Origin of the sequence: Luteibacter rhizovicinus DSM 16549 (genome assembly GCF_001887595.1) — a bacterium.
In the GTDB taxonomy this organism is placed as follows: domain Bacteria; phylum Pseudomonadota; class Gammaproteobacteria; order Xanthomonadales; family Rhodanobacteraceae; genus Luteibacter; species Luteibacter rhizovicinus.
In genome coordinates this window covers 1,139,390-1,165,010 of record NZ_CP017480.1, presented here as the reverse complement: position 1 = coordinate 1,165,010, position 25,621 = coordinate 1,139,390, and the positions used below count along the sequence as shown (strand labels likewise).

Sequence of the window (25,621 nt, the reverse complement as noted above, 5' to 3'; positions counted from 1 at the left end):
GTCTAGTCCGCCCCGCTCAGACCGGCCGGGTCAGTCCGGCTGGGCAGGCTGGCGAAGCGTCTGCCGGACGCTCGGAATCGCCCCGACCCGCGTGCCGAGTTCATGCGCGATATCCACGAACCCGAGATGGCGCGCGACATCGCCTGCGGTGCGACCAAAGGCATCGGCAGCCTGGCGGCTGGCGCCACGGTGCAGCAGCACGCGTGCCGGCGGAAGCAGGGCATGCATGGCGCTCGCATGTAGTGCGCTCACACCACGGTGATCGGCGTGCTCGAGTTTCGCGCCCGCGTCCAGCAGCACGGGGACAAGCGCACCGAGGTGGGTTGCGTCGGCCGCGCTGCCTGGGCGCATGTGCGCACCGAGCAGAAGCAATAGCGGCGTGGCGCCATCCTTGTCGGCCTTGTTCACATCGGCGCCCTTGCCGATCACGATGTCGAGCAGGCGGCGCGCACGAAGGCTGTCGCTACCGCCGAAGCAGTACTGGGCCGCGGCATGCAGGGCGGTATGGCCGTGCGCATCTTCGGCGTTCGCGTTGGCGCCCCGCGCCAGCAACATGTCAGCGATCTCGGGATAGCCCAGTGTCGCGGCGATCATGAGTGCGGTGGCGTCGCCGGGCAGTCGCTGGTCGACATCCACACCGCGCGCGAGCAGGAGCTCGACGACGCTTTCGCGGCGCGCGTTGACCGCGGCGGCGAGGGGTGTGATGCCAGACGCCGCGGTGACGGTGGGATCGGCCCCTGCGTTGAGCAGATGCTCCGCGACATCGCGCTGGCCGGCGCCGGCGGCGCGCAGCAGGGCGGTGGCGCCTTGCGCATCGCGTGTGTCGATCCCGAAGCCGAGTTCGAGCAGGCGATCCACGGCTTGCGTGTCGCCAGCGGCGGCGGCGGCAGGAAGATCGTCGGCGCGCAGGGCACGACGCGGCAGCGGCCAGGCGGCCCAACTGAGCCAGCGCTCCACATCGCCGTGGCCGATGCCCAGGCCGTACGGCGTCTCACCATTGACGTCGGCCGCCTCGGGATCGGCGCCGTTCGCGACGAGCAGACGGACCAGGGGCAGGCTCTCGCCGCCCTGTTCCAGCGCGGCGTGCAGCGGCGTACGGCCGCCCGCATCGCGCACGTTCGGGTCCATGCCGCGGGCAAGCAGCGCGCCGAGCAAGGCCACGCGGCCCGTGGCGGCAGCCATGTGCATCGGCGTACGACCTCGGCTATCCGCGCCAAACGGATCGGCGCCGGCCTCGAGCATGGCCAGCGTCAGGCGCTCGTCCGCGCCGTCCAGCCGGCAGATGGCCTGGCCGAGCAGGCCTGCGCCCGCTGGCGTGGCTCCGCTACGCATCAGTTGCAGCAGCGCGTCGGCGGCCTGGGGAAGCTGCGGCAGCAAGGCGTCGAAGAGCCGGCGGCCGAGCCCGCTGGTTTCGTCCGCCGGAATGGCAAGACGCGCCTCGGCGCTCAGTCCGTGATCCAGCAGCCACGCACGTGCGGACTCGAAGCCCGCGCCGGCGAGATCGACGTACAGCGCCGCGAGTTCGTCCGTGGGCCATTCGCGCACCTTGGCGGCGAACGTCGAGGCGACGGCCCAGTGGCCGAAGCGCAATGCGTCGTAGAGGTGCATGGGCGAATCGGCACCGGCTTCGGGAACGACGGATTCGCTCAGCGATGTCGGCAGCGGTGTTTCGGGATCGAGCAGGGCGACGAAGTCCCAACGGCCCGCGGCGGCAGCATGGTCCAGCGCGCTGCGACCGTCGGCGCCAGGTTCCTTCGGCTGGGCTCCCAGGGCGAGCAATGCACGTACCGTGGCGGCTTGCGCGCGCGGCGACTGGCTGGCGAGCGTGAGGGCGTCGCGACCGTGACCGTCGCGCGGCGAGGCATCCGCGTTGGCATCGGCCAGCAGCTGGACGATGCCATGCGCACCTGCGCGCGCGGCCTCCATCAGTGCCGTGGTGCCGTGGCGATCGGCGAGGTTGGGATTGGCGTTCGCTTGCAGCAGCGCACGCGCGATCTGCTCGTGTCCTTCGGCAGCCGCAGCGATAAGCGCTGTGCGGCCTTGCGCATTGACGGCGTTCACGGGTCCCTTGTGCCGGAGCAGCACTTTCACGCCCTCGGCGTCGTCGTCCGCGATACCGGCTGCCGCGACGAGGGCCGGTTCGCCACCGACGGGAGCCGGCTTGGCGCCGTGCTCCAGAAGGAAACGAGCGAGCGCCCAGTTGGCACCCCGGCAGGCGATCGCGAGAGGCGTGTCGCCGGCAGCGTTCGCTGCATCGACGGCGGCACCGGCATCGAGGAGCATGGCCGCCACGGTCGGCTCGGCGCCGAGCACGGCGCCATGCAGCGGCGTGTTGCCCTCGGCGTCCGTGCCGGAGGCATCCGCGCCGTTGGTCAGCAAGGTGAGAACGGCCTCGGGCCGGCCATGCCAGCTGTCACGCGTCGCGGCGAGCAGGGCGGTGATACCGTTCTGTGCGCGATTCACCTGCGCGCCGCGGGCGATAAGTGCACGCAACAGGCGCATGTCGGGCGAGAGCGCCGCCAGGGTGAGCACGGGGCGCTGGTCGCGCTCACCCGGTTCGGCACCGGTGTCGGGATCGGCACCGGCTTCCACGAGCGCCACGGCACGGGCGATATCGCCTTCGCGTGCGGCGGCGAGGAGGGCGCGCTCACGCACGCCCGGCTGGCTTTCTTCGCTGGACAGGACGGGGATCGGCGCAGGCGCGGCAGGCGTGTCGACGAGGGGTTCGCGACGGGGCTCCGCACGGGCCGTGCGGATGTGCCCGCGGCGATCGCAGAGCAGGGCGCGCAGCGTGCGGTTGGCGATCACCATCCCGCAGACCGGCAGTAGCACGACGCCGTAGATGGCCAGCGCAGCGATCCGCATCTCCGACGGAAACACCCCGTAGAGGCCCGACAAGGCCACCGCGCAGAAGGCCAGCACCAGCAAGCCCAGGGCGGCCGGCACGAAATGCGAGAAAAAGCGCTCTTCCGCCGACAGGTGACGGCCGAACGAGATGGATCGCGCCACGGCGGTGAAGATCCACGAACCCGTGTTGCTGTCTTCCGGGTAGGCGTCGTCCCAGAGGAAAAGCAGGCCGAAGGCCGGCCACACGCGCCAAAGGGCGGCCAGCGCGACGACGAGCGTCGCGGCCAGCAGAAGTGCGGCCCCGAGGCTGGGTGCCTGGGTGAGCTTCAGGAGCGGCCACGCGACCAGCACGAAGACGACGAAGGTGTAAATCGTGAACATCACCACGTGTGCCGAACCGCGACGCAGCGTCGTGCGCAGGTAGCTCTGCTCCGGGTCGAAGCCGATCGCATGGCACACCGCGCCCATGGCCAGGGCGTTGGCGAGCAGGAGCGGTATCAGCGCGAGCGGTGAAGCGGTCAACCCGGCGCACGCGACAGCGGCGAGGGCAGGGAGGAACCAGGGCAGTGCCTTGATCAGCGGTGGTCGTCGACGTTTGGGATTGGCCATGCGCGGGAGTATACGGACGCCACAGGGGTGGCGCGGTAACGCGGCGTTAACCCGCGCGACACGGCGCGCCCCTGCGCGTATTCGGCGAGGTCAAGCGCGGACGAGCGTCAGGTCGGGATCGATCTGCCGGTTGAAGTTGGGTTGGTTGCAGACGGTGAGCGTCTCGTTGGACGGGGTCTGCAGGTGCCAGCCGCAGCCGGCCAGATTGGTGAGGATACGGTCGGAATCGTCGTGCGGCAGCTTCCGCTGTGGTGTCAGCTCCACTTCGAGGACGAAGCGGAGCTCGCCCAGGAGGAGGACGAGCGGTTCGGGAAGCATCTCGAACCCGTCGCGGCGGGTCATCCAGACGTAGGTGTCGGGTTTGCGCAGGCTGGCGTAGACGTAGCAGTGCATGACGGCAGTCTCGCTTGCGATTCGGCTTACCACCCTACCAAAAGTGGGGCCCCCCAGGCAGTGCTGTAAACCCCCGCCGTTACAGCTTTGTTGCATTAGCACTTGCAAATTTCTCGTCAAGTCGTCCAGAGTTCCACCCCAGATTGTTAAACGCGCGTATGAAAACGGATAAATTTTAGGTTTTCCGCGAACGTGACGTCGACCCAGAGCAGAACAAAAAGCAGGAGCCACCCCGAATGTCGAAGCTGAACCTCAATACCCGTCCGCTGGCCATTGCCGCCCTTTCGCTGGCCATCGCCGGCGCGCTGGTGGCTCCCCAGGCCGCGCACGCCAGTGCTTTCCAGCTCAAGGAAAACAGCGCCGCCGCGCTCGGTCGCGCCTTCGCCGGTTCTGCCGCCGCAGGTGACGATGCCTCGGTCATCGTGAACAACCCGGCCGCCATGTCCCTGCTCAAGGGCAATGTCGTCCAGGCCGATGTCACCGGCATCAATTTCAGCACCAAGTTCCACGGCACCGCGACCGATGCCCAGGGTCGCCCGATCTCCGGTGGCAACGGCGGCGACGCCGGCACGACCATCCCGGTCCCGGCGATGTACTTCGCCACCCAGGTGAACGATCGCCTGCACATCGGCCTTGGCCTGACCGCCCCGTTCGGTTTCAAGACCGACTATGACTCCGACTGGAAGGGCCGTTACAACGGCATCAAGTCCGACTTCAAGTCGTTCGACGCCACGCTTTCGGCTTCGTTCGATGTCACCGATACGTTCGCCATCGGCGCCAGCTTCATCGCGCAGAAGACCAGCGCCGAACTGACCAGCGCGATCAACTACAACACCGTCGGCCTCGGCCTGATCCAGCGCGCCGCCGCTGCCGGTCAGATCTCGCCGCTCGTTGCCCGCGGCCTGGCGCAGCAGTACGCCACCGTTGTCCCGCCGGGCAGCGACGGTATCGCCCGCATCAAGGGTGACGACTGGGGCTACGGCTGGCAGCTCGGTGGCCTGTGGCGCCTGACGGATACCGATCGCCTCGCGCTGAACTACCGCAGCAAGATCAAGCACACGCTCGAAGGCACCGGTAACTTCACCATGCCGTCGAACGTGACCGCCGTCCTGTCGAACCCGACGGTGGGCGCCCTGCTCGGCAGCGGCCAGCCGCCGTTCACCCACACCAACGGCTCGGCAGGCTTCACCACGCCGGCTGTCGCGACCGCCAGCTACTGGCACCAGGCATCGAAGTTCGGTTGGGGTATCGACGCATCGTGGACCAAGTGGGATTCCTTCCAGGACCTCACCGTCAACTTTGAAAACCCGAACCAGCCGCAGAACACCGAGCACTTCGGCTGGCACAACAGCTGGTTCGTGTCCGTGGGTGGCGAGTACTACATGACGGACAAGCTCACGCTGCGTACCGGTGTCGCCGTCGACACGACGCCGACCGAAGACCAGAACCGTGACGTCCGCGTGCCGGACTCCACCCGCAAGTGGGTCGCGTTCGGTCTGGGCTACAAGGCTACCGACCGTCTCGAGATCAACGCCGGTTACGCCCACATCTTCGTCAACAAGGCGCACATCGCCGGTGGCGAGAGCTCGACGCTCGATCGCATCATGGGCGAGAGCGACGACAAGGGTAACCTGCTCAGCGTGTCGGCCAAGTACGCATTTTGATCGTCTGATCAGTAAGGCCTGAAACCAAAAAAACCTCCCCGGCAACGGGGAGGTTTTTTTTGTGGGAGCCGCTTCAGTGGCGAGCTCTTACGCTTCCCCACTCCCGCAACACTTCTTGTATTTCTTCCCACTCCCACACGAACACGGATCGTTCCGCCCGACCTTCGAAGGGTCGCGACGCAACGTCTTTCCATGGTCGGGATGGCGGCGCCGGTACAGCTTCGCCAGCTGGAACGGAATCTCGTTGAGCAAGCCCATCCGCTCCTCGAACGAGGGCAACGGCAGCGCCGGCATATCCGGTGTCGCTTCGGTCTGATCTGCCGACAGCGTCATCAGCATGCCCATGAACGGATAAAGGCTCTCATCCATCCATTCGTCCCAGGCCTCGCCCCACTCGTTGAGAGCAAAGCGAAAGCCGATAGCCCAGTCGCTGGCGATCGGGAAATCACCGGTGTACGTGCTGATGTCATCGATCTCGTCGAATTCCTCCGGCGAGTCGATAAAGGGCAGGGATTCTTCGCCAAGTACCTTCGGATCGGCGGCCACGCGGGCGGCAATGACCTGCCAGAATTCCCGCATCAGGCCGTCGGCTTCGCTCGCTTCGGCTTCCGACGACCATGGCGTCGCCCCGCCGAGTTCCAGCACGGCAACGCAGTCATCGACATCCACATCGATCGGTCCGACCAGAGCCGCCGAGAACAGGCCGTCGAGGGCTTCCAGGGAGTAGCGGTTGGTCGAGGCCAGCAGGTCGTCGAGGCGGCCGAGTTTCGTTTCGCTCATCTGCATGCGTGCGGCCTCAGTACGCGTATTCGCTGAAGATCGGATCCACGCTGCCGTTCCAGCGGCCGTGGAACAGTTCCAGCTTGGTATCGGCCTGGGTCTTGCCCGACAGCGCCATCTCTTCCAGCGGCTCGAGGTAGATCGACTCGTCGGTACCGCGGTGGCCCTGCACGTTACGACGCTTCAAACCATGCGAAGCGATCTTCACCGCCTCGAGCGCGAGTTCGCGCACGGTGTGATCGCGGAAGCGCAGTGCCAGAGCATCCTTGGGCACGCCATCGCGCAGCGCATGGCGCTCGGCCCGGGTGAAGTCCTTCACGAGATCCCACGCGGCATCGAGCGCCACATCGTCATACAGCAGGCCGACCCAGAATGCAGGCAATGCGCACAGCGAGTTCCAGGTGCTGGTGTCGGCCCCACGCATTTCCAGGTATTGCTTCAGGCGAACTTCCGGGAAGGCGGTGGTCAGGTGGTCTGCCCAGTCCTTCATGTTTGCCTGCACGCCCGGCAGCGCGGGGAGTTCGCCACGCATGAACTTCTTGAAATCCTGGCCGGAGAGGTCGACGTACTTGCCGTCGCGATAGCTGAAGTACATCGGCACATCGAGGATGTAGTCGACATAGCGCTCGTAGCCGAAACCGTCTTCGAAGACGAAATCGAGCATGCCGGTGCGGTCGGCGTCGGTGTCGGTCCACACATGCGAGCGGAAGGACTTGTAGCCGTTCGGCTTGCCTTCGGTGAACGGCGAGTTGGCGAACAGTGCCGTCGCGATCGGCTGCAGCGCCAGACCCACGCGGAACTTCTTCACCATGTCCGCTTCCGTGGCGAAATCGAGGTTGACCTGGACGGTGCAGGTGCGGGTCATCATGTCCAGGCCGAGCGAACCGACCTTGGGCATGTACTCGCGCATGATCTTGTAGCGGCCCTTGGGCATCCACGGCATCTGGTCACGACGCCACTTCGGCTGAAAGCCCATGCCGAAGAAGCCGATGCCGAGTTCCTCGGCCACGGAACGGACCTCACGGAGGTGCTCGGTGACCTCGTCGCACGTCTCATGGATCGAATGCAGCGGCGCGCCGGAGAGCTCCAGCTGGCCGGCTGGCTCCAGGGTGATGTTGGCCATGCCCTTGGTCAGCGCGACCGGCGTCTCGCCTTCGCGGGCGACGTCCCAGCCGAAGCGCGTGGCGAGGGTCTCGAGAAGCTGGCGGATGCCCGGCCGATCGCCGTCGAAGGGGGGCGGGGTGAGGTCGTCCGTGTAGAAGCCGAACTTCTCGTGTTCGGTCCCGATGCGCCAGGCCTCACGCGGCTTCTCGCCCGCGGCGAGATAGGCGACCAGATCGTTACGGTCGCCGATGGGCGTGCTCTTGGCGGCGCTGGGTATGGACACGGACTTTCCTTGAACGAGAGCGGCAGGGCCGGATGCGGCACACATGGGGGCGTATGCCTGCCGGGAAAAGGTGTTATGCCCGGCGGCGCAGGGTAGCAAATGCGGCGCGAGGGCGCGAAAAACGAAAAGGCCGCCCGGAGGCGGCCTTTCGCTGGATTCCACGAGGCGCGGTCAGCGCTTCATCGAATTGAAGAACTCGTCGTTGGACTTGGTGTTCTTCATCTTGTCGAGCATGAACTCCATCGCGCTGAGCTCGTCCATCGGGTGGAGCAGCTTGCGCAGGATCCAGATCTTGGCGAGCAGGTCCGGCTCGATGAGCAGGTCTTCGCGACGGGTGCCCGAGCGGTTGATGTCGATGGCCGGGTAGACGCGCTTCTCGGAGATGCGACGGGACAGGTGCACTTCCATGTTGCCGGTGCCCTTGAACTCCTCGTAAATCACTTCGTCCATCTTCGAGCCGGTGTCGGTCAGCGCCGTGGCGATGATCGTCAGGCTGCCGCCTTCCTCGACGTTACGTGCCGCGCCGAAGAAGCGCTTGGGGCGCTGCAGGGCGTTGGCGTCGACACCACCGGTGAGGACCTTGCCGGAGCTCGGTACGACGGTGTTGTAGGCGCGGGCCAGGCGGGTGATCGAGTCGAGCAGGATCACGACGTCCTTCTTGTGCTCGACCAGGCGTTTGGCACGCTCGATCACCATCTCGGCGACCTGCACGTGGCGCACGGCGGGCTCGTCGAAGGTCGAGCTGATGACTTCACCACGAACGGTGCGAGCGATTTCCGTCACTTCCTCGGGGCGCTCATCGATCAACAGCATGATCAGATGGACGTCCGGATGGTTGTACTGGATGGCCTGGGCGATGTTCTGCAGCATCATCGTCTTGCCGGACTTCGGCTGCGACACGATGAGGCCGCGCTGGCCGCGACCGATGGGCGCCACGAGGTCGAGGATGCGACCGGTGATGTCCTCGGTCGAACCATTGCCGCGCTCGAGCTTGAACGACTTGCGCGGGAACAGCGGGGTGAGGTTCTCGAACAGCAGCTTGTTCTTCGACGCCTCCGGCGGATCGCCGTTGATGTCGTCGACCTTGAGCATCGCAAAGTAGCGCTCGCCTTCCTTCGGATGGCGGACGCGACCGGTGATGTAGTCGCCGGTGCGCAGGTTGAACCGACGGATCTGGCTGGGCGAGACGTAGATGTCGTCCGGACCGGCCAGGTAGGACTCATCGGCCGAGCGCAGGAAGCCGAAGCCGTCCTGCAGGATCTCGAGCACGCCTTCAGCCCAGATGCCACCGCCGGAACGGGCGTGGGCCTTGAGGATGTTGAAGACCACGTCCTGTTTGCGCTGGCGGGCCACGCCCTCGCGTACACCGAGCGACTCGGCGAACTCGAGCAGCTGGATGGCGTTCTTGCGCTTGAGCTCGGTCAGGTTGATCAGGCGATCGTTGCTGCCGGCGTCGGCGTTCTCGTCGTCGTCGACCGGATAGCCGTTGTTATTGCGCTGGCTCTGGTAGTTATTACCACCGCCACCGCCACCGCCACCACCGTTGCCCGGATTGCCGCCACCGCCACCCTGGCGCTGCTGGTTGCGCTCGTTGCGCCGGCGCCGGCCGCGACCTTCGCGTTCGGCGTTATTCGGGTTATTCGGGTTGTTCGGGTTGTTGGGGTTGTTCGGATTGGTATGGCGGTTCTGCGGCTGGTTCGGGTTTTCAGCCCGGCCCATCGGCTGGTTCTGGCCGCCCTGCGGCTGGCCGTTACCGTTGCCGTCGCGGGCTTCGGCCGTCGCGGGACGCGCCTCGTTGCCCTGCTGGGCGTTGCCCTGCGGTGCGTTATTGAGCTGAAGCTCCGCCTGTGGCGCGGGCGACGGGCTGGGTACCGGTGCCGGGGTGGGCAGCGGAGGCAGCGGCGGCACGGTAGCCGGCGGACGAGCCGCGGCGGGTGCGGGAGCCGGAGCAGGCGCGCTCGTCGCTACCGCAGGTGCTTCAGCGGCGGGTGCCTTTCGGCGAGTACGGGGACGCGGCTCGGTCGCAGGCGGATCGCCGGCGCCCTTGGCGTCGCTAGGATTTTTGGTTTCGATATCAGACACGGGCAAACCTCACGGGGCGCCGTTGAAGAAAAAATGGGAGAGGGTTCGCAGCATGGGGGACAAGGCATGTCCCGGCGAACTCCTGAAGCCTAGCATCGCGTGAGGCGCGGCGTAAAGCGCCTCACGCGGCGGCTTAAGTGAAACGTACAGCTAGAGCGATCAGATCGAGGCTTCGATGAACTTGGCCAGCTGGCCCTTGCCCACGGCGCCGATCTGCGTGCCGGCGACCTTGCCATCCTTGAAGATCATGAGGGTGGGGATGCCGCGAACGCCGAACTGGCGCGGGGTCTGCTGGTTCTCGTCGATGTTGATCTTGACGATCTTCAGCTTGCCTTCGTACTCGCCAGCGAGCTCATCGAGCACCGGGGCGATGGATTTGCAGGGACCGCACCATTCCGCCCAGAAGTCGAGCAGGACGGGGGTGTCGGAATCGAGAACTTCTGCCTGGAACGCAGAGTCGCTCGTATGGGTGATCTTGTCGCTCACCGTGATCTCCAAATGGGGGTGAAAGGGGGTTGACGACCGTGACGCCAGCATCGGCTACACTAAGGAGCCCCATGTCGCGGGTCCAACCGGAACCGAAGGTCTTGGCCATTGAAGCCGGTGGCCCTCATTCCAACGCAACTAGGGGCGCGATACAAGCGATTCAAGGGCGCCGACGGGATGGCTTCCGTTGACATAGGTGAACAGGCTCGCTGCAGAGCCCTTTCACCTATGCCAGCGGGAGTCGTCGGGTCGCGCGCCGCCGCCTCCGGCCATCGTGCGCCGGGCGCGTCGTACGGCCGCCGGCATGGCACCGGCCGCCCCCGACTCTCCCGTGACGCCGGCCGGATCACCCACCGTCCCGCGGCTCTTCCCTTGCCGCCGGGCCGCTGCCGCGCATTTGCGGCGCGAGACTCCCAGGTCACCCACCCACCATGTCCCAAACTGTTCTCACCGACGTCTTCTACGAAAATCTCGACCTCCATCCGCTGCTCCACCAGGGCCTTGCCGCCGCCGGCATCACCCGCACCACTCCGATTCAGGCGCTGACCCTCCCGGTCGCCCTGCTTGGCCGCGACGTGGCCGGGCAGGCGCAGACGGGTACGGGCAAGACCTTCGCCTTCCTCGTGGCGCTGATGAACCGCCTGCTCAACAACCCGGCGGCCCCGGATCGCAAGGACGCCGATCCGCGCGCGCTGATCATCGCGCCGACGCGAGAGCTGGCGATCCAGATCGAGAAGGACTTCCAGGTCATCGGCAAGGCCACCGGCCTGCGCAGCGCCCTGATCTACGGCGGCGTCGACTACGACAAGCAGCGCCAGCAGCTGCGCGACGGCTGCGACATCATCATCGCCACGCCGGGTCGCCTGCTCGATTACTACAAGCAGGACGTCTTCGGCTTCGGCAGTGTCGAGGTCATGGTCATCGACGAAGCCGACCGCATGTTCGATCTCGGCTTCATCAAGGACGTGCGCTTCATCTTCCGTCGCCTGCCGGCCCGCGAGAAGCGCCAGGTGCTGTTGTTCTCGGCCACCTTGAGCCATCGCGTGCTCGAACTCGCCTACGAGCACATGCACGAGGCCGAGAAGCTGGTCGTCGAGACCGAAAACGTCACCGCCGACCGCGTGCGCCAGGTCGTCTACTTCCCCTCCAAGGAAGAGAAGATGCCGTTGCTGCTCAACCTGCTCGAGGAGAGCAAGACCGAGCGCAGCATCATCTTCGTCAACACGAAGGCCGCCGCCGAGCGCATCACCGATCGCCTCAAGCGTCACAACTTCCGTGTCGGTGCCATCTCGGGCGATGTCCCGCAGGTGAAGCGCCAGAAGCTCCTCCAGCGCTTCCAGGATGGTCAGATCGATCTCCTGGTCGCGACCGACGTCGCCGCCCGCGGCTTGCACATCCCGGCCGTCAGCCACGTCTTCAACTACGACCTGCCGCAGGATGCCGAGGACTATGTCCACCGCATCGGCCGTACCGCGCGCCTGGGCGCCGAAGGCGATGCGATCAGCTTCGCCTGCGATCTCTACGCGATGGGCCTGCCGGACATCGAAACCTACATCAACCAGAAGATCCCGACCGCCTCGATCGAGGCCCGGATGCTGGTGATGCCCGCCCCGCGCCCGCGCGCCGACGGCGTGCAGGACGAGATCGACGACCCGAACGACAACGATGGCCACATCCCGACCCGCGGCGCGCCGCCGGAGAAGGGTGGTCGCAGCGGTAGCCGCGATGGCCGTGGCGGTCCGCGCTCGGGCGAGCGCTCCGGTAGCCGTGAGCGTTCGGGTAGCGGTGAGCGCCGCCCGCGTACGCCCCGTCCCGACGCGCCCGCCGCCGTTGCCTCGCCCGTCGAAGTGCCGATGAAGACCGTCGTCGTCGCCGAAACCGTCGCCGACCTGCCGGCCGCAGCGGAAGCCATGGCTGCCGAGGGCGCGCCGAAGAAGCGTCGCCGTCGTGGTGGCCGCGGTCGCGGCGCCCGCGAGGGTGTCGAGAACGGCAACGGCGCCGCCGTGAAGACCGACGGTCAGGCGGTATCCACGCCGCGCCAGCCGTCCACGACACCGCGCCAGGCCGACGGCCAGGGCAATCCGAACCGTCGTCCGTCGCGCCAGGTGGCTGCCAACCGTCCTTCGGCGAACGTGCCGGCGCCGGCTGCCTCGACGGGGCAGGAAAAGGTGGGTTTCTTCCGTCGGATCGGTCGTCTGTTCGGCGGTCGGTAAGGAATCGCCGATAAATCGGCTCCCACACAAAGCCCGGCACTAGCCGGGCTTTGTGTTCTGCGGGAGGCCCTTCAGCGTTTCTGTGGGAGCCGCTTCAGCGGCGATTCGCTGTAAGCGCGAACCACCCACCGCAAAATCCACACCACTTCCCTTATCCTCTGGGGCTCAACGGGCCAACGGGTAATGCGGTGATCGGTTTCGAGCTGGTGAGTAAACGGTACGAGGGCGATCACCAGGCCCTTACCGATGTGTCGTTCAGCGTCGAAGCCGGCGAGATGGCCTTTGTCACCGGTCACTCCGGTGCCGGAAAGAGCACCCTGCTCAAGCTCCTGGCCATGATCGAGCGCCCAACCAATGGCGTCGTCACCCTCGACGGACAGAAACTCAACACCGTCCGTCCTTCCGATATCCCTCGGATCCGCCGCAAGCTCGGCATGGTCTTCCAGGACCATCGGCTGCTGATGGATCGCACCGTTTTCGCCAATGTGGAGCTGCCGCTGGTGATCGCCGGCGTGGCGCCGGCCGACCGGGGGCGCCGCGTTCGCGCCGCGCTGGAGAAGGTCGGCCTGCTCAGCTACGAAAAGCAGCTTCCCGGTTCCCTCTCCACGGGCGAACAGCAGCGTGTCGGCATCGCCCGCGCCATCGTGGCCAAGCCAGCCGTCCTCATCGCCGACGAACCCACCGGTAACCTCGATCCCCAGCTGGCGATGGAAATCATGGGCCTGTTCGCCGAGTTTCAGCAGGTCGGTACGGCCGTCCTCGTCGCCAGCCACGACCTCATGCTGATCAAGCGAATGAAAAAACGCGTCGTCGTCCTCGATCACGGCAAGCTCGTTGCCGATGTCCCGGCCACGGAGGTCGTATGAACGCCGTCCGCGAACCTCGTCGTCAGCCGGAGCCGGAAAAAACCCGGCGCAGCGGTCCTCGTCACGTAAGCGCCTGGCGCGAGCACCACATGTGGAGCCTGTCGATCAGCCTGCGTCGCCTGGGGGCCCGCCCGCTGGGGACTTTGCTGACCGTGGCCGTCATGGGGGTCGCGCTGGCCTTGCCACTGGCGTTCTATCTGTTGCTCGGCAACGTGCAGCGGATGGGCGACGCCCTCGGCCGCAACCAGTCCATCAGCGTCTTCATGAAGCCCGGACAGACCGGCGCGATGGCCGACATCGCGGCGTCCGCCTTGCGCGGCCGTCCCGAGGTGGCGGAGATCGTCGTGCGTACCCCGAAAGACGGGCTGGACGAACTGGCCGAAGTCCAGGGGTTCTCCGGATCGCTGCAGTCGCTCGATGTGAACCCGCTGCCATACGTGCTGTCGGTACAACCCAAGGCTGGCCTGGCCGTCGACCAGGTCGACCGGCTGGTCGAGGCGATGAAGGCCACCCCCGGCGTGGATCTGGTCCAGGACACCGGCGCCTGGCGGCAGCGCCTCGACGCCCTCCTTGGCGTGGGTACTCGTGCCGTCTCCCTGTTGGCCCTCCTGCTCGGCGTCGCCGCCCTGCTGGTGGTCGGTAACACGATCCGGGTGGATATCCAGAGCCGCAGCGACGAGATCGGCGTCCTCCTGCTGATCGGTGCGAGTCGCCCCTTCGTTCGCCGGCCGTATCTTTATGCGGGTATCTGGCTCGGCTTGCTTGCCGGCATCCTGGCCGTGATCCTCGCTGTCGTCCTGGAACTCGCCATGGCCGGACCGGTGGGGCGCCTCACCGCGGCCTACGATGGCAGCGTCAGTTTTGGCGGACTCCCCGCATGGCTGCTGCTTTCTGTACCCTTCGCTTCGGCGTTGCTCGGGTGGCTGGGTGCTCGGCTGGTCAGCGCGCGACAGATTCGCCGCGCGGCGATGGTCTGAAGGGGAGACAGGGGTGGGATCTCACATCGGTTCGGGTGTCGCCGGCGCTGCGCCGCGAATCCTGTTGGTTGACGGCTCCAAGGTCGTCCGCCAGCTGATTTCGCGCGTGGTCGCGGCCGAAGTGCCGGGCGTCGAGATCGTTGGCGTGGCCACCGGTGCCGAGGCCCAGTCTGAGCTCCAGCGCGGTGTCTTCGATTTCGTCACCGTCGCCTTGCGCCTGCCCGACATGGATGGGCTCGACGTGGCGCGCTTCGTCCGCGAGTCCGCTCCGCAGATCTACATGCCCATCGTCGTCGTCTCGGGTGACGTCGAATCGCGCCTGCATCGGCGCGAACTGGGTGAGTACGTCACCGATTACTTCGACAAGTCGCTGGGCTTCGGTGCCCTGGCGGAATTCATCCGCGGCTATGTGCGACCGGAAGGCGGCGCCGAAGGCGAAGTGCTCTATGTCGAAGACAGTCGCGTGGTCGCGCTCGCCACGCGCCGCATGATGGAAAAGTACGGACTCACCGTCCGCCACGTGATCAGCGCCGAAGATGCCATCGACTACCTGCGTGAAGCGAAGTCGCGCGACGAAGTCGGCGCCGATATCGTGCTGACCGACGTGAGCCTGAAAGGCGAACTCACCGGCGGCGACCTGGTCGAGTGCATTCGCAACGAGTTCGGTTATGGCAAGGGCCTGCTGCCCACGCTGATCATGACCGGCGACGAGAATCCGGCGAACCAGGCTGCGCTGCTGCGCGCTGGTGCCAACGATCTGGTCGAAAAGCCCGTCGAGGAAAAGCTCCTGATCACGAAGCTGCTGTTTCAGCTGCGCGTTGCGCTGCATCTTCGCGAAAGGGCAACGGGTTGAACGAGCGCGTACGACTCGAAGCCTCGTGGAAGCAGCGGATCGGCGACTACCTCGATCGACCGGACATGCTGGCGCTGTCGACCTTCCTGCGTGAGGAGAAGGCCGCCGGCAAGGATATCTACCCGCCGGGCCCGGATATCTTCAACGCCTTCGGCCACACGCCGTTCGACAAGGTGCGCGTGGTCATCCTTGGCCAGGATCCGTATCACGGTCCCGGGCAGGCGCATGGCCTCAGCTTCTCGGTACGCCCAGGCGTGCGAGTGCCGCCTTCGCTGCAGAACATGTTCAAGGAGATCGAGGCCAGCCTCGGTCTTCCACGGCCGGACCACGGTTGCCTGACCCCGTGGGCGGATCGTGGAGTGTTGTTGCTCAATGCGGTGCTCACGGTGGAAGCAGGGCAGGCCGCGTCGCATCAGGGTAAAGGCTGGGAAGGTTTCACCGATGCCGCGATCGACGCCTTGAACCGTGAGCGTGAGGGGCTGGTCTTCCTGCTCTGGGGCAGTCATGCGCAAAAGAAGGGTCAGCTGATCGACGCGTCGCGCCACCTGATCCTGCGCAGCGTGCATCCGTCGCCGCTCTCGGCGCATCGTGGCTTTCTTGGCTGCGGCCATTTCGCCAAGGCGAATGCCTATCTGGCATCGCGGGGCGAGTCGCCGATCGACTGGTCGTTGCCACCGCGCGCCGAACTCTGACGAGTCGCGATCCCCAGAAGTGACAAAGCCCGCGAGCCGAAGCTCGCGGGCCAGTTTAGGATCCGAGGCGCTTGTCATCGCGCATTCGGCCTGCCGCGGCTGCCACCCGAAGGTCTCACCGAGGTCTTGAGATCGGCTAGTGCCGACGGACGAGTGCACGTTAATTGTTGGGCGCCCAACAAGCAACGCTGCAGACCCCTAAATCCGGACTTTTCAGAAAAGTTCGAACATGTAAGCGATGGCGCGACGGATGTCCCTCATCGTCCTTCCATCGACCTGATCCTGGCCGAATCGGCGGTAGCCGCTGCGACGAGCTGAGGCGGTGAGACTCAGGCGTTCCAGGCTTACCACGGTAAGCATGTCGCACTTCGCCCATCGGTCGCCGGGCTTTTCCCGCCAACCGGGAGGCATGGCTGCCACCGATATCGGCACGTGCCAGAGGCGACGTCTGGCCGGAGCGGTCATGCTTATGGGCACGATGTTGACCAGTCCTCGCCGGCCTTCTAGCGTCCGCCCAACCACGATGGCGGGCCGGACCTTGACCATTTCGGCGCCAACAACCGTGCCCTCCGCCGGGAAGTGTCAGATGACAACGGTGCCTGGGTCGGGTGGGAAGGCGAGGGCCATCGGTCAACGGTAGGCCGCGATCGCGCCCTTTAAAGCCAGCCCTCAGCCCCAATAAATGTAGGTACGACGGCCACATAGCCTCGTCGACGACCCTGCTGCCGCGTCCCTCCCGGCGGGGGAACCGTCTGCCTCCTGAATCCCCCAGGGGCCCCTCTGGACATCCCGGGGGTATTTCTGTACCATAGCGTACAGTTAACCGATATGAACTTCGGCGCGACTTAGCACTCTCACATCGGGACTGCTAATCTGCACATCAGTTTTCAGGAGGTTCCACACATGTCTCAGGTCCTCGCCACCCGTAACTACGGGCTCCCGAGCGTCGTTGGCAGTCTGGATTCCTACATCTCGGCGGTCCATCGCATCCCGGTGCTCAGCCTTGACGAGGAGCAGTCGCTGGCGCGCCGCTTCCGTGACGACGCCGATCTCGACGCCGCCAAGCAGCTCGTTATGTCCCACCTTCGTTTCGTGGTCCATGTCGCTCGTGGCTACAACGGCTACGGCCTGCAGCTTTCGGACCTCATCCAGGAAGGCAACATCGGCCTTATGAAGGCGGTGAAGCGCTTCGACCCGGACCAGGGCGTTCGTCTGGTCAGCTTCGCGGTGCACTGGATCCGTGCCGAAATGCACGAGTTCATCCTGCGTAACTGGCGCATCGTGAAGGTCGCCACCACCAAGGCCCAGCGCAAGCTGTTCTTCAACCTGCGCAAGAGCAAGAAGCGCCTGGGTTGGATGAATGCCGAGGAAGTCCGCGTGGTCGCCCAGGATTTGGGTGTGCCCGAGGCGACGGTTCGCGAGATGGAATCGCGTCTGTCCGGTCGTGACGTCGGCTTCGAAGCACCTGCCGACGCCGATGACGACGACAAGCCGGCACCGGCGGCGTTCCTCGTCGACGAAGGCGCCGATCCGTACGACAACCTCGCTGAAGAAGATGCGAGCAAGAACCAGATGGGCGCACTGTCGTCGGCGCTCGGCAACCTGGATGCCCGCTCGCGCGACATCATCCAGCGTCGCTGGCTGGCCGAGGACAACAAGGCCACGCTGCAGGATCTTGCCGATGAATACGGTGTTTCCGCCGAACGCATCCGCCAGATCGAAGCGAACGCCATGAAGAAGATGCGCGTCGCCATCGCCGCCTGAGTGCGTCGTTGGGCGTAAGATCCGGAACGGCCCCCCTGGTGGGGCCGTTTTCCGTTGTCCCCCTACGGAGTGAAGAGGATGCCCAGGGCTCTGGTCATCGAAGATGATGAAGTCACCGCTCGCGACATCGTCGCCGAGCTGGGCGCGCACGGCCTGACCGCCGAGTGGGTGGCTAACGGGCGCGACGGGCTTGCTCGCGCGCTCGAAGACGGCTTCGACATCATCACCCTCGACCGCATGCTCCCAGGCATGGACGGCATCGACGTGGTACTCGCGCTACGCGAGCGTTCCGTGGATACGCCTGTGCTGATGATCAGCGCCCTGTCCGATGTCGACGAGCGCGTGCGTGGCCTGCGGGCCGGCGGCGACGATTACCTGACCAAGCCGTTCTCGCCGGACGAGCTTGCCGCACGCGCGGAAGTGCTCTTGCGCCGGCGGCAACCCAATGCCAACAGCAATCGGTTGCGCGTTTCCGATCTCGAGCTCGACCTCGTGCGTCACAACGCCCTGCGCAACGGGCAGCCGCTGACGCTTTTGCCCACCGAGTTCCGCCTGCTCGAATTCCTGATGCGCAACGCCGGTCAGGTCGTGACACGGCAGATGATCTTCGAGCATGTCTGGGGTTTTCATTTCGATCCGGGTACCAACGTGATCGACGTCCATATCGGCCGCCTCCGTCGAAAGATCGACGGCGCAGGCCAGGTGCCGCTGATCCGGACGGTGCGCGGCTCGGGGTATGTCATTGCGCCCGCTGATTGACGCCTGGCGTTCCGCCACATCGCGCCTGATCCTCATCTATGGCGCGTTGTTCGCCATCTGGTGCGTGGTGCTGCTGGGCGTCGTCCAGTGGGAAGCCTCGCGCTATCTCTCCAATGTCGTCGACGGCATGCTCGCCGCGCGCATTCATTACCTCGAAGGCACCGATCCGCGCCGGCTCCCGGCGACGGTGGAAGCCGCCAGCCAGATCGACGTCCAGGGCTTCATGTGGGTCGGCCTGTTCGACGCGCAGGGCAAGCGTCTGGCGGGCAATATCGAGAGTGTGCCGCAGGACCTGACCGACGAAGGTGTCGTTCACTCGATCCGCGCGAGCCTGGTCGATCCGCGGCGCAACACGCCAACCCGCGCACGCGGCGTCACGCGGGTCCTGTCCGACGGAACCCGCCTGGTTGTCGCGAAGGAAAGCGCGACGATCGACGGCGTCGGCGCGATCATCCGGCGTGGCCTGCTCTGGGGCCTGTCCCTGACCCTCATCCCCGGCGTTCTCGGTGGCATCCTCATCGCGCGGGGGCCGGCACGTCGCATTCGCGCCATCCAGCGGGCGATGGAACCGATTCGTGAGGGCGACCTCAGCGTTCGCCTTCCGGTGAGTCGCGGCGGCGACGAGGTCGACCTTCTCGCGTCCACTGTGAATACGACGCTGGGGGAGATCGAGCGCCTGCTGGGCGAGGTGAAGGGGGTGACCGACAATATCGCCCACGACCTTCGTACGCCGCTCACGCGCATGCGCACGCGCCTTTACAGGCTGCAACAGCAGTTCGACGGCAAGCCCGAGGGCGACCAGCTCGATGCCTGCGTGGCGGAAATCGACACCGTGCTGTCGCGTTTCCGTGCCCTGCTGCGGGTGTCCGAACTGGAGGATCGCCAGCGTAGCGCCTGCTTCGAAACGCTCGACCTTGGCGATGTACTGCGCAATGTGCACGAATTTTACGCACCCCTGGCCGAAGATCGCGGCCAGGTGTTCGAGCTCGACGTGGGCCGGCTTCCGCCGCTGCGCGGCGATCCGCAGCTGATGTTCGAGGCCTTTGCGAACCTGGTCGGCAACGCGATCAAATTCACCCCGGATGGCGGTGCGGTGCGCTTGATCGCGAGTACCGACCCGACCGGCGATGCGCGTATCGACATCGCAGACACCGGGCCGGGCATTCCGCCCAACGAGCGCGAGGCCGTCTTCCGCCGGTTCTATCGCAGTGACGAGACGCGGACGAAGCCGGGCTGCGGCCTGGGCCTGGCGATCGTCAGCGCGATCGTGCGCCTGCACGGCTTCTCGCTTTCGGTCGGCGGTACCGAGAAGGGCGCCGTCTTCTCCGTGGTGTGCCCGGCCACCTAAATAAATCTTAACTACGCCGTATTAAGGTACGGGCGCAAAATCCGCTGCGACGCAACATCGCGCACGGAATCCGTCCCCCATGATTGGCATTGTCCGGATCGCACTTTCGCGACCGTATACCTTCGTCGTCCTCGCTCTGCTGATCCTCATCGTAGGACCGCTGTCCGCGATGCGGACGCCGACGGACATCTTTCCCGACATCAAGATCCCCGTGATCGCGGTGGTGTGGCAGTACACCGGCCTGCCGCCCGACCAGATGGCAGGCCGCGTCGCCTCGCCCTTCGAGCGCGTGCTGACCACCACCGTGAACGATGTCGAGCACATCGAGGCGAACTCGATCCAGGGCTTCGGCATCATCAAGATCTTCTTCCAGCCCACGGTGGACATCCGCACCGCCAACGCGCAGGTCACGGCGGTCGCGCAAACGCTCCTGCGCCAGCTGCCAGCGGGCACGACGCCGCCGCTGATCCTCAACTACAACGCGTCGACGGTGCCGATCATCCAGCTGGCGCTGTCCGGCGATGGGCTGACCGAGCAGAACCTGGGCGATCTGGGTCTCAATATCATCCGTCCGCAGCTGACATCGGTTGCCGGTGCGGCGATCCCGTTCCCCTTCGGCGGCAAGACCCGTCAGGTGCAGATCGACATCGATCCGCCAGCGCTGCAGGCGCGCGGGTTGTCCGCGCAGGACGTGGCCAATGCGCTGGCTGCACAAAACCTGATCACCCCGGTAGGTACGCAGAAAATCGGCCAGTTCGAGTACACGCTGCAACTCAACAACGCACCCTCGGTCGTCGAAGAGCTCGGCAACCTGCCGGTGAAGACGGTCAACGGTGCGACGGTGTACATCCGCGATATCGCCCACGTGCGCGACGGCGCACCGCCGCAGACCAACATCGTGCATGTGGACGGCAATCGTTCGGTGCTCATGACGGTGCTGAAGAACGGTTCGGCCTCGACGCTGGCGATCATCCAGGGCGTCAAGGACCGTGTCGCCGCGATGAAGGGGTCGGTACCGGATTCGCTGCAGATCAAGCCGATCGGCGATCAGTCGCTCTTTGTCAGCGGTGCCATCGCGGGTGTCGCGCGTGAAGGCGTGATCGCGGCGGCACTCACCAGCCTGATGATTCTCCTCTTCCTCGGAAGCTGGCGCTCGACGGTCATCATCGCGACGTCCATCCCGCTGGCGATCCTTGGCTCGATCGCCGCGCTGTCGGCCATCGGCGAAACGCTGAACATCATGACGCTGGGCGGCCTCGCGTTGGCGGTCGGTATCCTGGTGGACGACGCGACGGTCACCATCGAGAACATCAACTGGCATCTGGAGCAAGGCAAGGACGTCGAAACGGCGATCCTCGACGGCGCCGCGCAGATCGTCACACCGGCCTTCGTCTCCCTGCTGTGTATCTGCATCGTGTTCGTGCCGATGTTCTTCCTCGACGGCGTCGCACGCTTCCTCTTCGTGCCGATGGCCGAGGCGGTGATGTTCGCGATGATCGCCTCGTTCATCCTGTCGCGCACCCTGGTGCCGACGATGGCGAAGTATCTGCTGCATCCGCATACCCACGACGATCCGCACGGCGAAGGCAAGAAGCCGTCACGTAACCCGCTGGTGCGTTTCCAGCGTGGCTTCGAAGCGCGCTTCGAGAGTGTTCGCGAGACCTACCACGGACTCCTCGCCATGGCGCTCGGGCATGGACGGGTCTTCGTGATCGGTTTCATGGCCTTCGTGGTGCTGACGTTCGCCCTGGTTCCGATGCTTGGCCGCAACTTCTTCCCGGCGGTCGACTCCGGTCAGATCCTCATGCATGTCCGCGCGCCGGTCGGTACGCGCGTGGAAGAAAGCGCCCGGCTGTTCTCCGAGGTAACGGATGCCGTGCGTCGTGTGATTCCGAAGGAAGAACTCGGTACGGTGGTGGACAACATCGGCCTGTCCAGCTCGGGCATCAACAACGCCTATAACAACACGGGCACGATCGGCAGCCAGGATGGCGATATCCAGATATCGCTCAACGAAGGGCATGCGCCCACGGCGGACTACGTGCGCACGCTGCGTGAGCAGCTTCCGCGCGCCTTCCCCGGCACGACGTTCTCGTTCCCCCCGGCCGACATCATCAGCCAGATCCTGAACTTCGGTGCGCCGGCTCCGATCGATCTGCAGATCCGTGGGCCGAACCTGCCGGCGAATTTCGCCTACGCCGACCGCTTGCTGCGCGAGATCCGCCGCGTGCCCGGTGTGGCCGATGCACGTATCCAGCAGTCGCAGGCGAACCCGACGCTCAACGTCAATGTCGATCGCAGCCAGGCGCAGCAGGTCGGCATCACCGAGCGCGACGTGACCAATAGTCTTGGCGTGAACCTCGCCGGTTCCAGCCAGATCGCGCCGACCTTCTGGCTCAATCCGCAGAACGGTATTTCCTACCCGATCGTGATGCAGACCCCGCAGTACAGCATCGACTCGATGGCCGATCTGCAGAACGTGCCGATCAGCCCGAGCATCGGCGCCGCCGGCTCGCAGATCCTGGGTGGCTTCGCGACCGTGCAGCGCACGGCGACGAATGCCGTGTTCAGTCAGTACAACATCCAGTCCATGGTCGAGATCTACGCGACCACGCAGGATCGTGATCTCGGCGCAGTGGCCGGTGATATCCAGAAGATCATCGAGGCGAACAAGAAGTTCCTTCCGAAGGCGACCACGACCGCGCTTCTCGGCCAGGTGCAGACGATGAACAGCGCCTTCTCGGGCCTCATTCTCGGACTGCTCGGTGCCATCGTTCTCATCTACTTGCTGATCGTCGTCAACTTCCAGTCGTGGAGCGATCCGTTCGTGATCGTGACCGCGTTGCCAGCGGCCATCGCCGGCATCATCTGGATGCTCTTCGGCACGCATACGACCTTGTCGGTGCCCGCGCTCACCGGCGCGATCATGTGCATGGGCGTGGCCACGGCCAACTCCATCCTGGTCGTCAGCTTCTGTCGCGAGCGTCTTGCCGAACTCGGCGACGCGCATGCGGCGGCCCTCGAAGGCGGTTTCGTCCGCTTCCGCCCGGTGCTCATGACCGCGCTCGCGATGATCATCGGTATGGCACCCATGGCGCTCGGCATGGGCGAGGGCGGCGAGCAGAACGCACCGCTCGGCCGTGCCGTGATCGGTGGCCTGATCTTCGCTACCACCGCCACGCTCTTCTTCGTTCCAGTCGTCTTCAGCATGATCCACGCGCGTCGTGGTCACCCGTCACCCACCCCGGTGAACTCCGGAGAGCCCATCCATGTCGCCTGATACCTTGCACACCCCTCCGCCGCGCCGCCTTCGCCTGGCTGGCGTCATCGCCGCGATCGTGGTCCTCGCGATCGTCGTCGCCGGTGTCGCCACGCGTGCGAACGACTCACGCAAGCTGCGCGACTGGACCAACGAACAGTCCCAGCCCACGGTCAACGTGGTTTCTCCGCAGGGTGGCCAGGGTGGTGGCGATCTGAACCTGCCCGGCCGACTCCAGGCGTACTCGCGGGCGCCGATCTTCGCGCGCACGAGCGGTTACCTGAAGTACTGGAAGGCCGACATCGGCCAGAAAGTGAAAGCCGGTGAGGTGCTCGCCGAAATCGAGACGCCCGACCTCGACCAGCAATTGCTGCAGGCGAAAGCGGATCTCGCCAGCGCGCGGGCCAACGAGTCCCTGGCGCAGACCACGGCCAAACGCTGGCAGTCGATGCGCGATTCCGATTCGGTATCCAAGCAGGAAGTCGACGAGAAGGTCGGTGACTACGATGCCAAGCACGCGCTTGCGGCCGCCGCTGCGGCCAACCTCGAGCGCATCCAGGCACTGAAGGGTTACGCCAAGCTGACGGCCCCCTTCGACGGAACGGTCACGGCGCGCGAAACCGACGTCGGTGCGTTGATCAACGCGGGCGGTGGTGGCCAAGAACTGTTCGTCGTGTCCGACGTGCGCAAGCTGCGCATGTACGTGAATGTGCCGCAGAACTATGCGCCGTCCATCAAGCAGGGCGCCACGGTGAAACTCACCGTGCCCGAGTACCCCGGTCAGACCTTCGAAGGCACCGTGGAATCGTCGTCGGCCTCGATCAGCGCTGCGACCGGCACGACGCTCGTCCAGGTGTCCGTCGATAACGAGGCCGGCAAGCTGCTCCCTGGCGCCTACGCCAGCGTCGAGTTCGACGTGGCGGGTAACGCAGGCCTGTTCAGCGTGCCCGCGAGCGCGCTCGTGTACGACGAGAAGGGGCTGCGCGTCGCCGTGGTCGATGCGCAGAACAAGGTCAGCTTCAAGGACGTGACGATCACCCGGGATCTCGGCAAGACGATCCAGCTGGGCTCGGGCATCGCGGCGGGCGACCGCCTGATCGAAAGCCCGCCTGATGGCCTGGCCGATGGCGACACCGTGCGCGTCAATGCACCGAAGAAGAAGGCGGAAGGCGACCATGCTGCGAAGGCCTGATTCGGAGAGCCGGTTCGTTTCCTGGCGCGTCGGTGGGCTTGCGGCCCTGGTATCGCTCGGACTCTCTGCTTGCTCGCTCGCGCCGACCTACAAGGTGCCCGACGTACCGGCGGCCGACCTGTACGCCAATGCGACCTCGCCGTGGACTGAGGCGAAGCCAGCCGATCACCTTGACCGGGATGCCTGGTGGAAGCTCTACGGTGACTCGCGCCTCGACGACCTGCAGACGAAGCTGATCGCGAACAACGCCAGCCTCGCCGCCGCGCTCGCGCATTACGAGCAGTCCGAAGCATTCACGCGGCAGGTTCGTTCCGCGCTGTTTCCGACGCTCGGACTGAACGGCAATGGTCAGCGTGATCGCGAATCGGATACGCGGCCGCTTCGTGGCACCACGTCGCCGGCGGTGTATAGCTCGTACACGATCGGGGTGCAGGCCGACTATGAAGTCGACCTGTGGGGGCGCGTGCGCGATACCGTCGCCGCCGGTACGGCCGAGCAGGCCGCCGCCGCTGGCGATCTCGCCTCGGTGCGCCTGAGCCTGCAGGCCCAGTTGGCCGACAGCTACCTGCAGCTCAATGGCCTGGATCGCCAGGTCAAGGTGCTCAACGACAGCATCGTCGCCTTCAGTCGCGCGCTCGAACTCACGCAGTCGCGCCACGAGGGCGGCATCTCGTCCGGCCTCGATGTAGCTCGCGCGCAGACCCAGCTGTCCAACGCAAAATCGCAGCTCACCCAGACGCAGGCACAACGTGCGCTGATCCAGCATGCGATCGCCGTACTCGTCGGTGATTCCGCGTCCACCTTCAACCTCGCGACCAACGACGCGCAGGTGAAAGTGCCGACCATCCCGCTCGACGTGCCCTCGGTGATCCTCCAGCGTCGACCCGACGTTGCCGCTGCCGAACGCCGCACGGCCGAGGCAAACGCCCGGGTGGGTGTGGCGCGGTCGGCGTACTTCCCGCAGTTGACGCTCGACGCGCAGGGAGGCTGGCAGAGCAGCGCCTGGGGCAGCATTGCCACCGCGCCGAACCGCTTCTGGTCGATCGGTCCGACGCTGTTGTTGAGCGTGTTCGACGGTGGTCGTCGCAAGGCTGTCGTCGATGCCGCCAAGGCTGCGACCGACGAGGCCGGCGCGAAGTACCGCGACGTGGTCCTCAACGCCTTTGCCCAGGTGGAAGACAATCTCGTCCTGCTGCGCGATCTCGGCACGGCGCTCACCGACCAACGTGCCGCCGCCGACGCGGCGCAACGCTCGGTGGACCTGTCCCTTGACCGCTATCGCAACGGTGCCGTCGGCTACCTCGATGTGGTGCAGGCGCAGACGGCCGCGCTCGACGCCCAGCGTAGCGTTATCGACCTCGAAACCCGCCAGCTGCGTGCCAGCGTCCAGCTGATCCGCGCCCTCGGCGGCGGCTGGTCCCAGGCCTGAGCTTGGTGCTCTTGTAGGAGC

The 25,621-nt window shown here is 65.7% G+C and carries 18 protein-coding genes and 2 pseudogenes; 12 read left to right on the top strand and 8 right to left on the bottom strand.

Annotated features, from left to right (window positions below):
- Positions 1-30: 30 nt before the first annotated feature.
- Together BJI69_RS05360 and BJI69_RS05355 are read right to left on the bottom strand one after the other, a co-directional pair.
- Positions 31-3,456, bottom strand: coding sequence for an ankyrin repeat domain-containing protein (locus BJI69_RS05360; RefSeq protein ID WP_046966547.1), 3,426 nt, complete (start codon positions 3,454-3,456; stop codon positions 31-33).
- A gap of 90 nt (positions 3,457-3,546) precedes the next feature.
- On the bottom strand, positions 3,547-3,849 hold the full coding sequence (locus BJI69_RS05355; protein WP_046966548.1) for a YcgL domain-containing protein: 303 nt from the start codon (positions 3,847-3,849) through the stop codon (positions 3,547-3,549).
- A gap of 236 nt (positions 3,850-4,085) precedes the next feature.
- Between BJI69_RS05355 and BJI69_RS05350 the strand changes: the two genes are divergently transcribed.
- Positions 4,086-5,513, top strand: coding sequence for an OmpP1/FadL family transporter (locus tag BJI69_RS05350; RefSeq protein WP_046966549.1), 1,428 nt, complete (start codon positions 4,086-4,088; stop codon positions 5,511-5,513).
- Positions 5,514-5,600: 87 nt separating this feature from the next.
- Here BJI69_RS05350 and BJI69_RS23120 read toward each other — a convergent pair.
- From BJI69_RS23120 to trxA, 5 genes and pseudogenes are all read right to left on the bottom strand, one after another.
- Positions 5,601-5,690: pseudogene (locus tag BJI69_RS23120) on the bottom strand (SEC-C metal-binding domain-containing protein); the annotation flags it as partial.
- 93 nt (positions 5,691-5,783) lie between these two features.
- Positions 5,784-6,293, bottom strand: a pseudogene (locus tag BJI69_RS05345) (UPF0149 family protein); the annotation flags it as partial.
- A 16-nt stretch (positions 6,294-6,309) separates the two neighbouring features.
- Positions 6,310-7,680 (bottom strand): glutamate--cysteine ligase, encoded by a 1,371-nt coding sequence (locus tag BJI69_RS05340; RefSeq protein WP_046966551.1) that lies wholly within the window; start codon positions 7,678-7,680, stop codon positions 6,310-6,312.
- 171 nt (positions 7,681-7,851) lie between these two features.
- Entirely contained in the window at positions 7,852-9,762 is a 1,911-nt protein-coding gene (rho, locus tag BJI69_RS05335; RefSeq protein ID WP_071924884.1) for a transcription termination factor Rho, read from the bottom strand.
- A 159-nt stretch (positions 9,763-9,921) separates the two neighbouring features.
- The gene (gene trxA / locus BJI69_RS05330; protein WP_046968933.1) at positions 9,922-10,248 is read right to left on the bottom strand and encodes a thioredoxin TrxA; all 327 of its coding nucleotides are present in this window, start codon (positions 10,246-10,248) and stop codon (positions 9,922-9,924) included.
- Between the two features lie 431 nt (positions 10,249-10,679).
- Here trxA and BJI69_RS05325 point away from each other — a divergent pair, with 431 nt between their 5' ends.
- From BJI69_RS05325 to ung, 5 genes are all read left to right on the top strand, one after another.
- Positions 10,680-12,461, top strand: a complete 1,782-nt coding sequence (locus BJI69_RS05325) for a DEAD/DEAH box helicase (protein ID WP_046968932.1) — start codon at positions 10,680-10,682, stop codon at positions 12,459-12,461.
- A gap of 188 nt (positions 12,462-12,649) precedes the next feature.
- On the top strand, positions 12,650-13,327 hold the full coding sequence (gene ftsE, locus BJI69_RS05320) for a cell division ATP-binding protein FtsE (RefSeq protein WP_046968931.1): 678 nt from the start codon (positions 12,650-12,652) through the stop codon (positions 13,325-13,327).
- Positions 13,324-14,304, top strand: a complete 981-nt coding sequence (gene ftsX, locus BJI69_RS05315) for a permease-like cell division protein FtsX (protein ID WP_046968930.1) — start codon at positions 13,324-13,326, stop codon at positions 14,302-14,304. Before ftsE ends, ftsX begins: the two co-directional genes overlap by 4 nt.
- Before the next feature lie 13 nt (positions 14,305-14,317).
- Positions 14,318-15,157 carry a response regulator gene (locus BJI69_RS05310; protein ID WP_046968929.1) on the top strand — a complete coding sequence of 280 codons (840 nt, stop codon included), beginning with the start codon at positions 14,318-14,320 and terminating at the stop codon, positions 15,155-15,157.
- Positions 15,154-15,849 (top strand): uracil-DNA glycosylase, encoded by a 696-nt coding sequence (ung, locus tag BJI69_RS05305; RefSeq protein WP_046968928.1) that lies wholly within the window; start codon positions 15,154-15,156, stop codon positions 15,847-15,849. Before BJI69_RS05310 ends, ung begins: the two co-directional genes overlap by 4 nt.
- 213 nt (positions 15,850-16,062) lie before the next feature.
- Here ung and BJI69_RS05300 read toward each other — a convergent pair whose 3' ends face one another.
- Positions 16,063-16,395: a type II toxin-antitoxin system PemK/MazF family toxin gene (locus BJI69_RS05300; protein ID WP_046968927.1), complete on the bottom strand. Its 333-nt coding sequence runs from the start codon at positions 16,393-16,395 to the stop codon at positions 16,063-16,065.
- Between the two features lie 357 nt (positions 16,396-16,752).
- Between BJI69_RS05300 and rpoH the strand changes: the two genes are divergently transcribed.
- From rpoH to BJI69_RS05270, 6 genes are all read left to right on the top strand, one after another.
- The gene (gene rpoH / locus BJI69_RS05295; protein ID WP_046968926.1) at positions 16,753-17,613 is read left to right on the top strand and encodes an RNA polymerase sigma factor RpoH; all 861 of its coding nucleotides are present in this window, start codon (positions 16,753-16,755) and stop codon (positions 17,611-17,613) included.
- 78 nt (positions 17,614-17,691) lie between these two features.
- On the top strand, positions 17,692-18,372 hold the full coding sequence (locus BJI69_RS05290; RefSeq protein WP_046968925.1) for a response regulator transcription factor: 681 nt from the start codon (positions 17,692-17,694) through the stop codon (positions 18,370-18,372).
- On the top strand, positions 18,350-19,720 hold the full coding sequence (locus BJI69_RS05285) for a sensor histidine kinase (protein WP_046968924.1): 1,371 nt from the start codon (positions 18,350-18,352) through the stop codon (positions 19,718-19,720). Before BJI69_RS05290 ends, BJI69_RS05285 begins: the two co-directional genes overlap by 23 nt.
- Positions 19,721-19,799: 79 nt before the next feature.
- Positions 19,800-23,000, top strand: a complete 3,201-nt coding sequence (locus BJI69_RS05280) for an efflux RND transporter permease subunit (protein ID WP_046968923.1) — start codon at positions 19,800-19,802, stop codon at positions 22,998-23,000.
- A complete protein-coding gene (locus tag BJI69_RS05275; protein WP_046968922.1) occupies positions 22,990-24,171 on the top strand; it encodes an efflux RND transporter periplasmic adaptor subunit in 1,182 nt (393 codons plus the stop codon). The genes BJI69_RS05280 and BJI69_RS05275 overlap by 11 nt, the downstream gene beginning before the upstream one ends.
- Positions 24,155-25,600 carry an efflux transporter outer membrane subunit gene (locus BJI69_RS05270; protein WP_046968921.1) on the top strand — a complete coding sequence of 482 codons (1,446 nt, stop codon included), beginning with the start codon at positions 24,155-24,157 and terminating at the stop codon, positions 25,598-25,600. The genes BJI69_RS05275 and BJI69_RS05270 overlap by 17 nt, the downstream gene beginning before the upstream one ends.
- Positions 25,601-25,621: the final 21 nt, after the last annotated feature.

Coding starts and splice junctions, on each gene's coding strand:
- BJI69_RS05360 (WP_046966547.1), bottom strand. CDS start 3,456: ATGGCCAATCCCAAACGTCGACGACCACCGCTGATCAAGGCACTGCCC.
- BJI69_RS05355 (WP_046966548.1), bottom strand. CDS start 3,849: ATGCACTGCTACGTCTACGCCAGCCTGCGCAAACCCGACACCTACGTC.
- BJI69_RS05350 (WP_046966549.1), top strand. CDS start 4,086: ATGTCGAAGCTGAACCTCAATACCCGTCCGCTGGCCATTGCCGCCCTT.
- BJI69_RS05325 (WP_046968932.1), top strand. CDS start 10,680: ATGTCCCAAACTGTTCTCACCGACGTCTTCTACGAAAATCTCGACCTC.
- ftsX (WP_046968930.1), top strand. CDS start 13,324: ATGAACGCCGTCCGCGAACCTCGTCGTCAGCCGGAGCCGGAAAAAACC.
- BJI69_RS05300 (WP_046968927.1), bottom strand. CDS start 16,395: ATGGTCAAGGTCCGGCCCGCCATCGTGGTTGGGCGGACGCTAGAAGGC.
- rpoH (WP_046968926.1), top strand. CDS start 16,753: ATGTCTCAGGTCCTCGCCACCCGTAACTACGGGCTCCCGAGCGTCGTT.
- BJI69_RS05290 (WP_046968925.1), top strand. CDS start 17,692: ATGCCCAGGGCTCTGGTCATCGAAGATGATGAAGTCACCGCTCGCGAC.
- BJI69_RS05285 (WP_046968924.1), top strand. CDS start 18,350: ATGTCATTGCGCCCGCTGATTGACGCCTGGCGTTCCGCCACATCGCGC.
- BJI69_RS05280 (WP_046968923.1), top strand. CDS start 19,800: ATGATTGGCATTGTCCGGATCGCACTTTCGCGACCGTATACCTTCGTC.
- BJI69_RS05275 (WP_046968922.1), top strand. CDS start 22,990: ATGTCGCCTGATACCTTGCACACCCCTCCGCCGCGCCGCCTTCGCCTG.
- BJI69_RS05270 (WP_046968921.1), top strand. CDS start 24,155: ATGCTGCGAAGGCCTGATTCGGAGAGCCGGTTCGTTTCCTGGCGCGTC.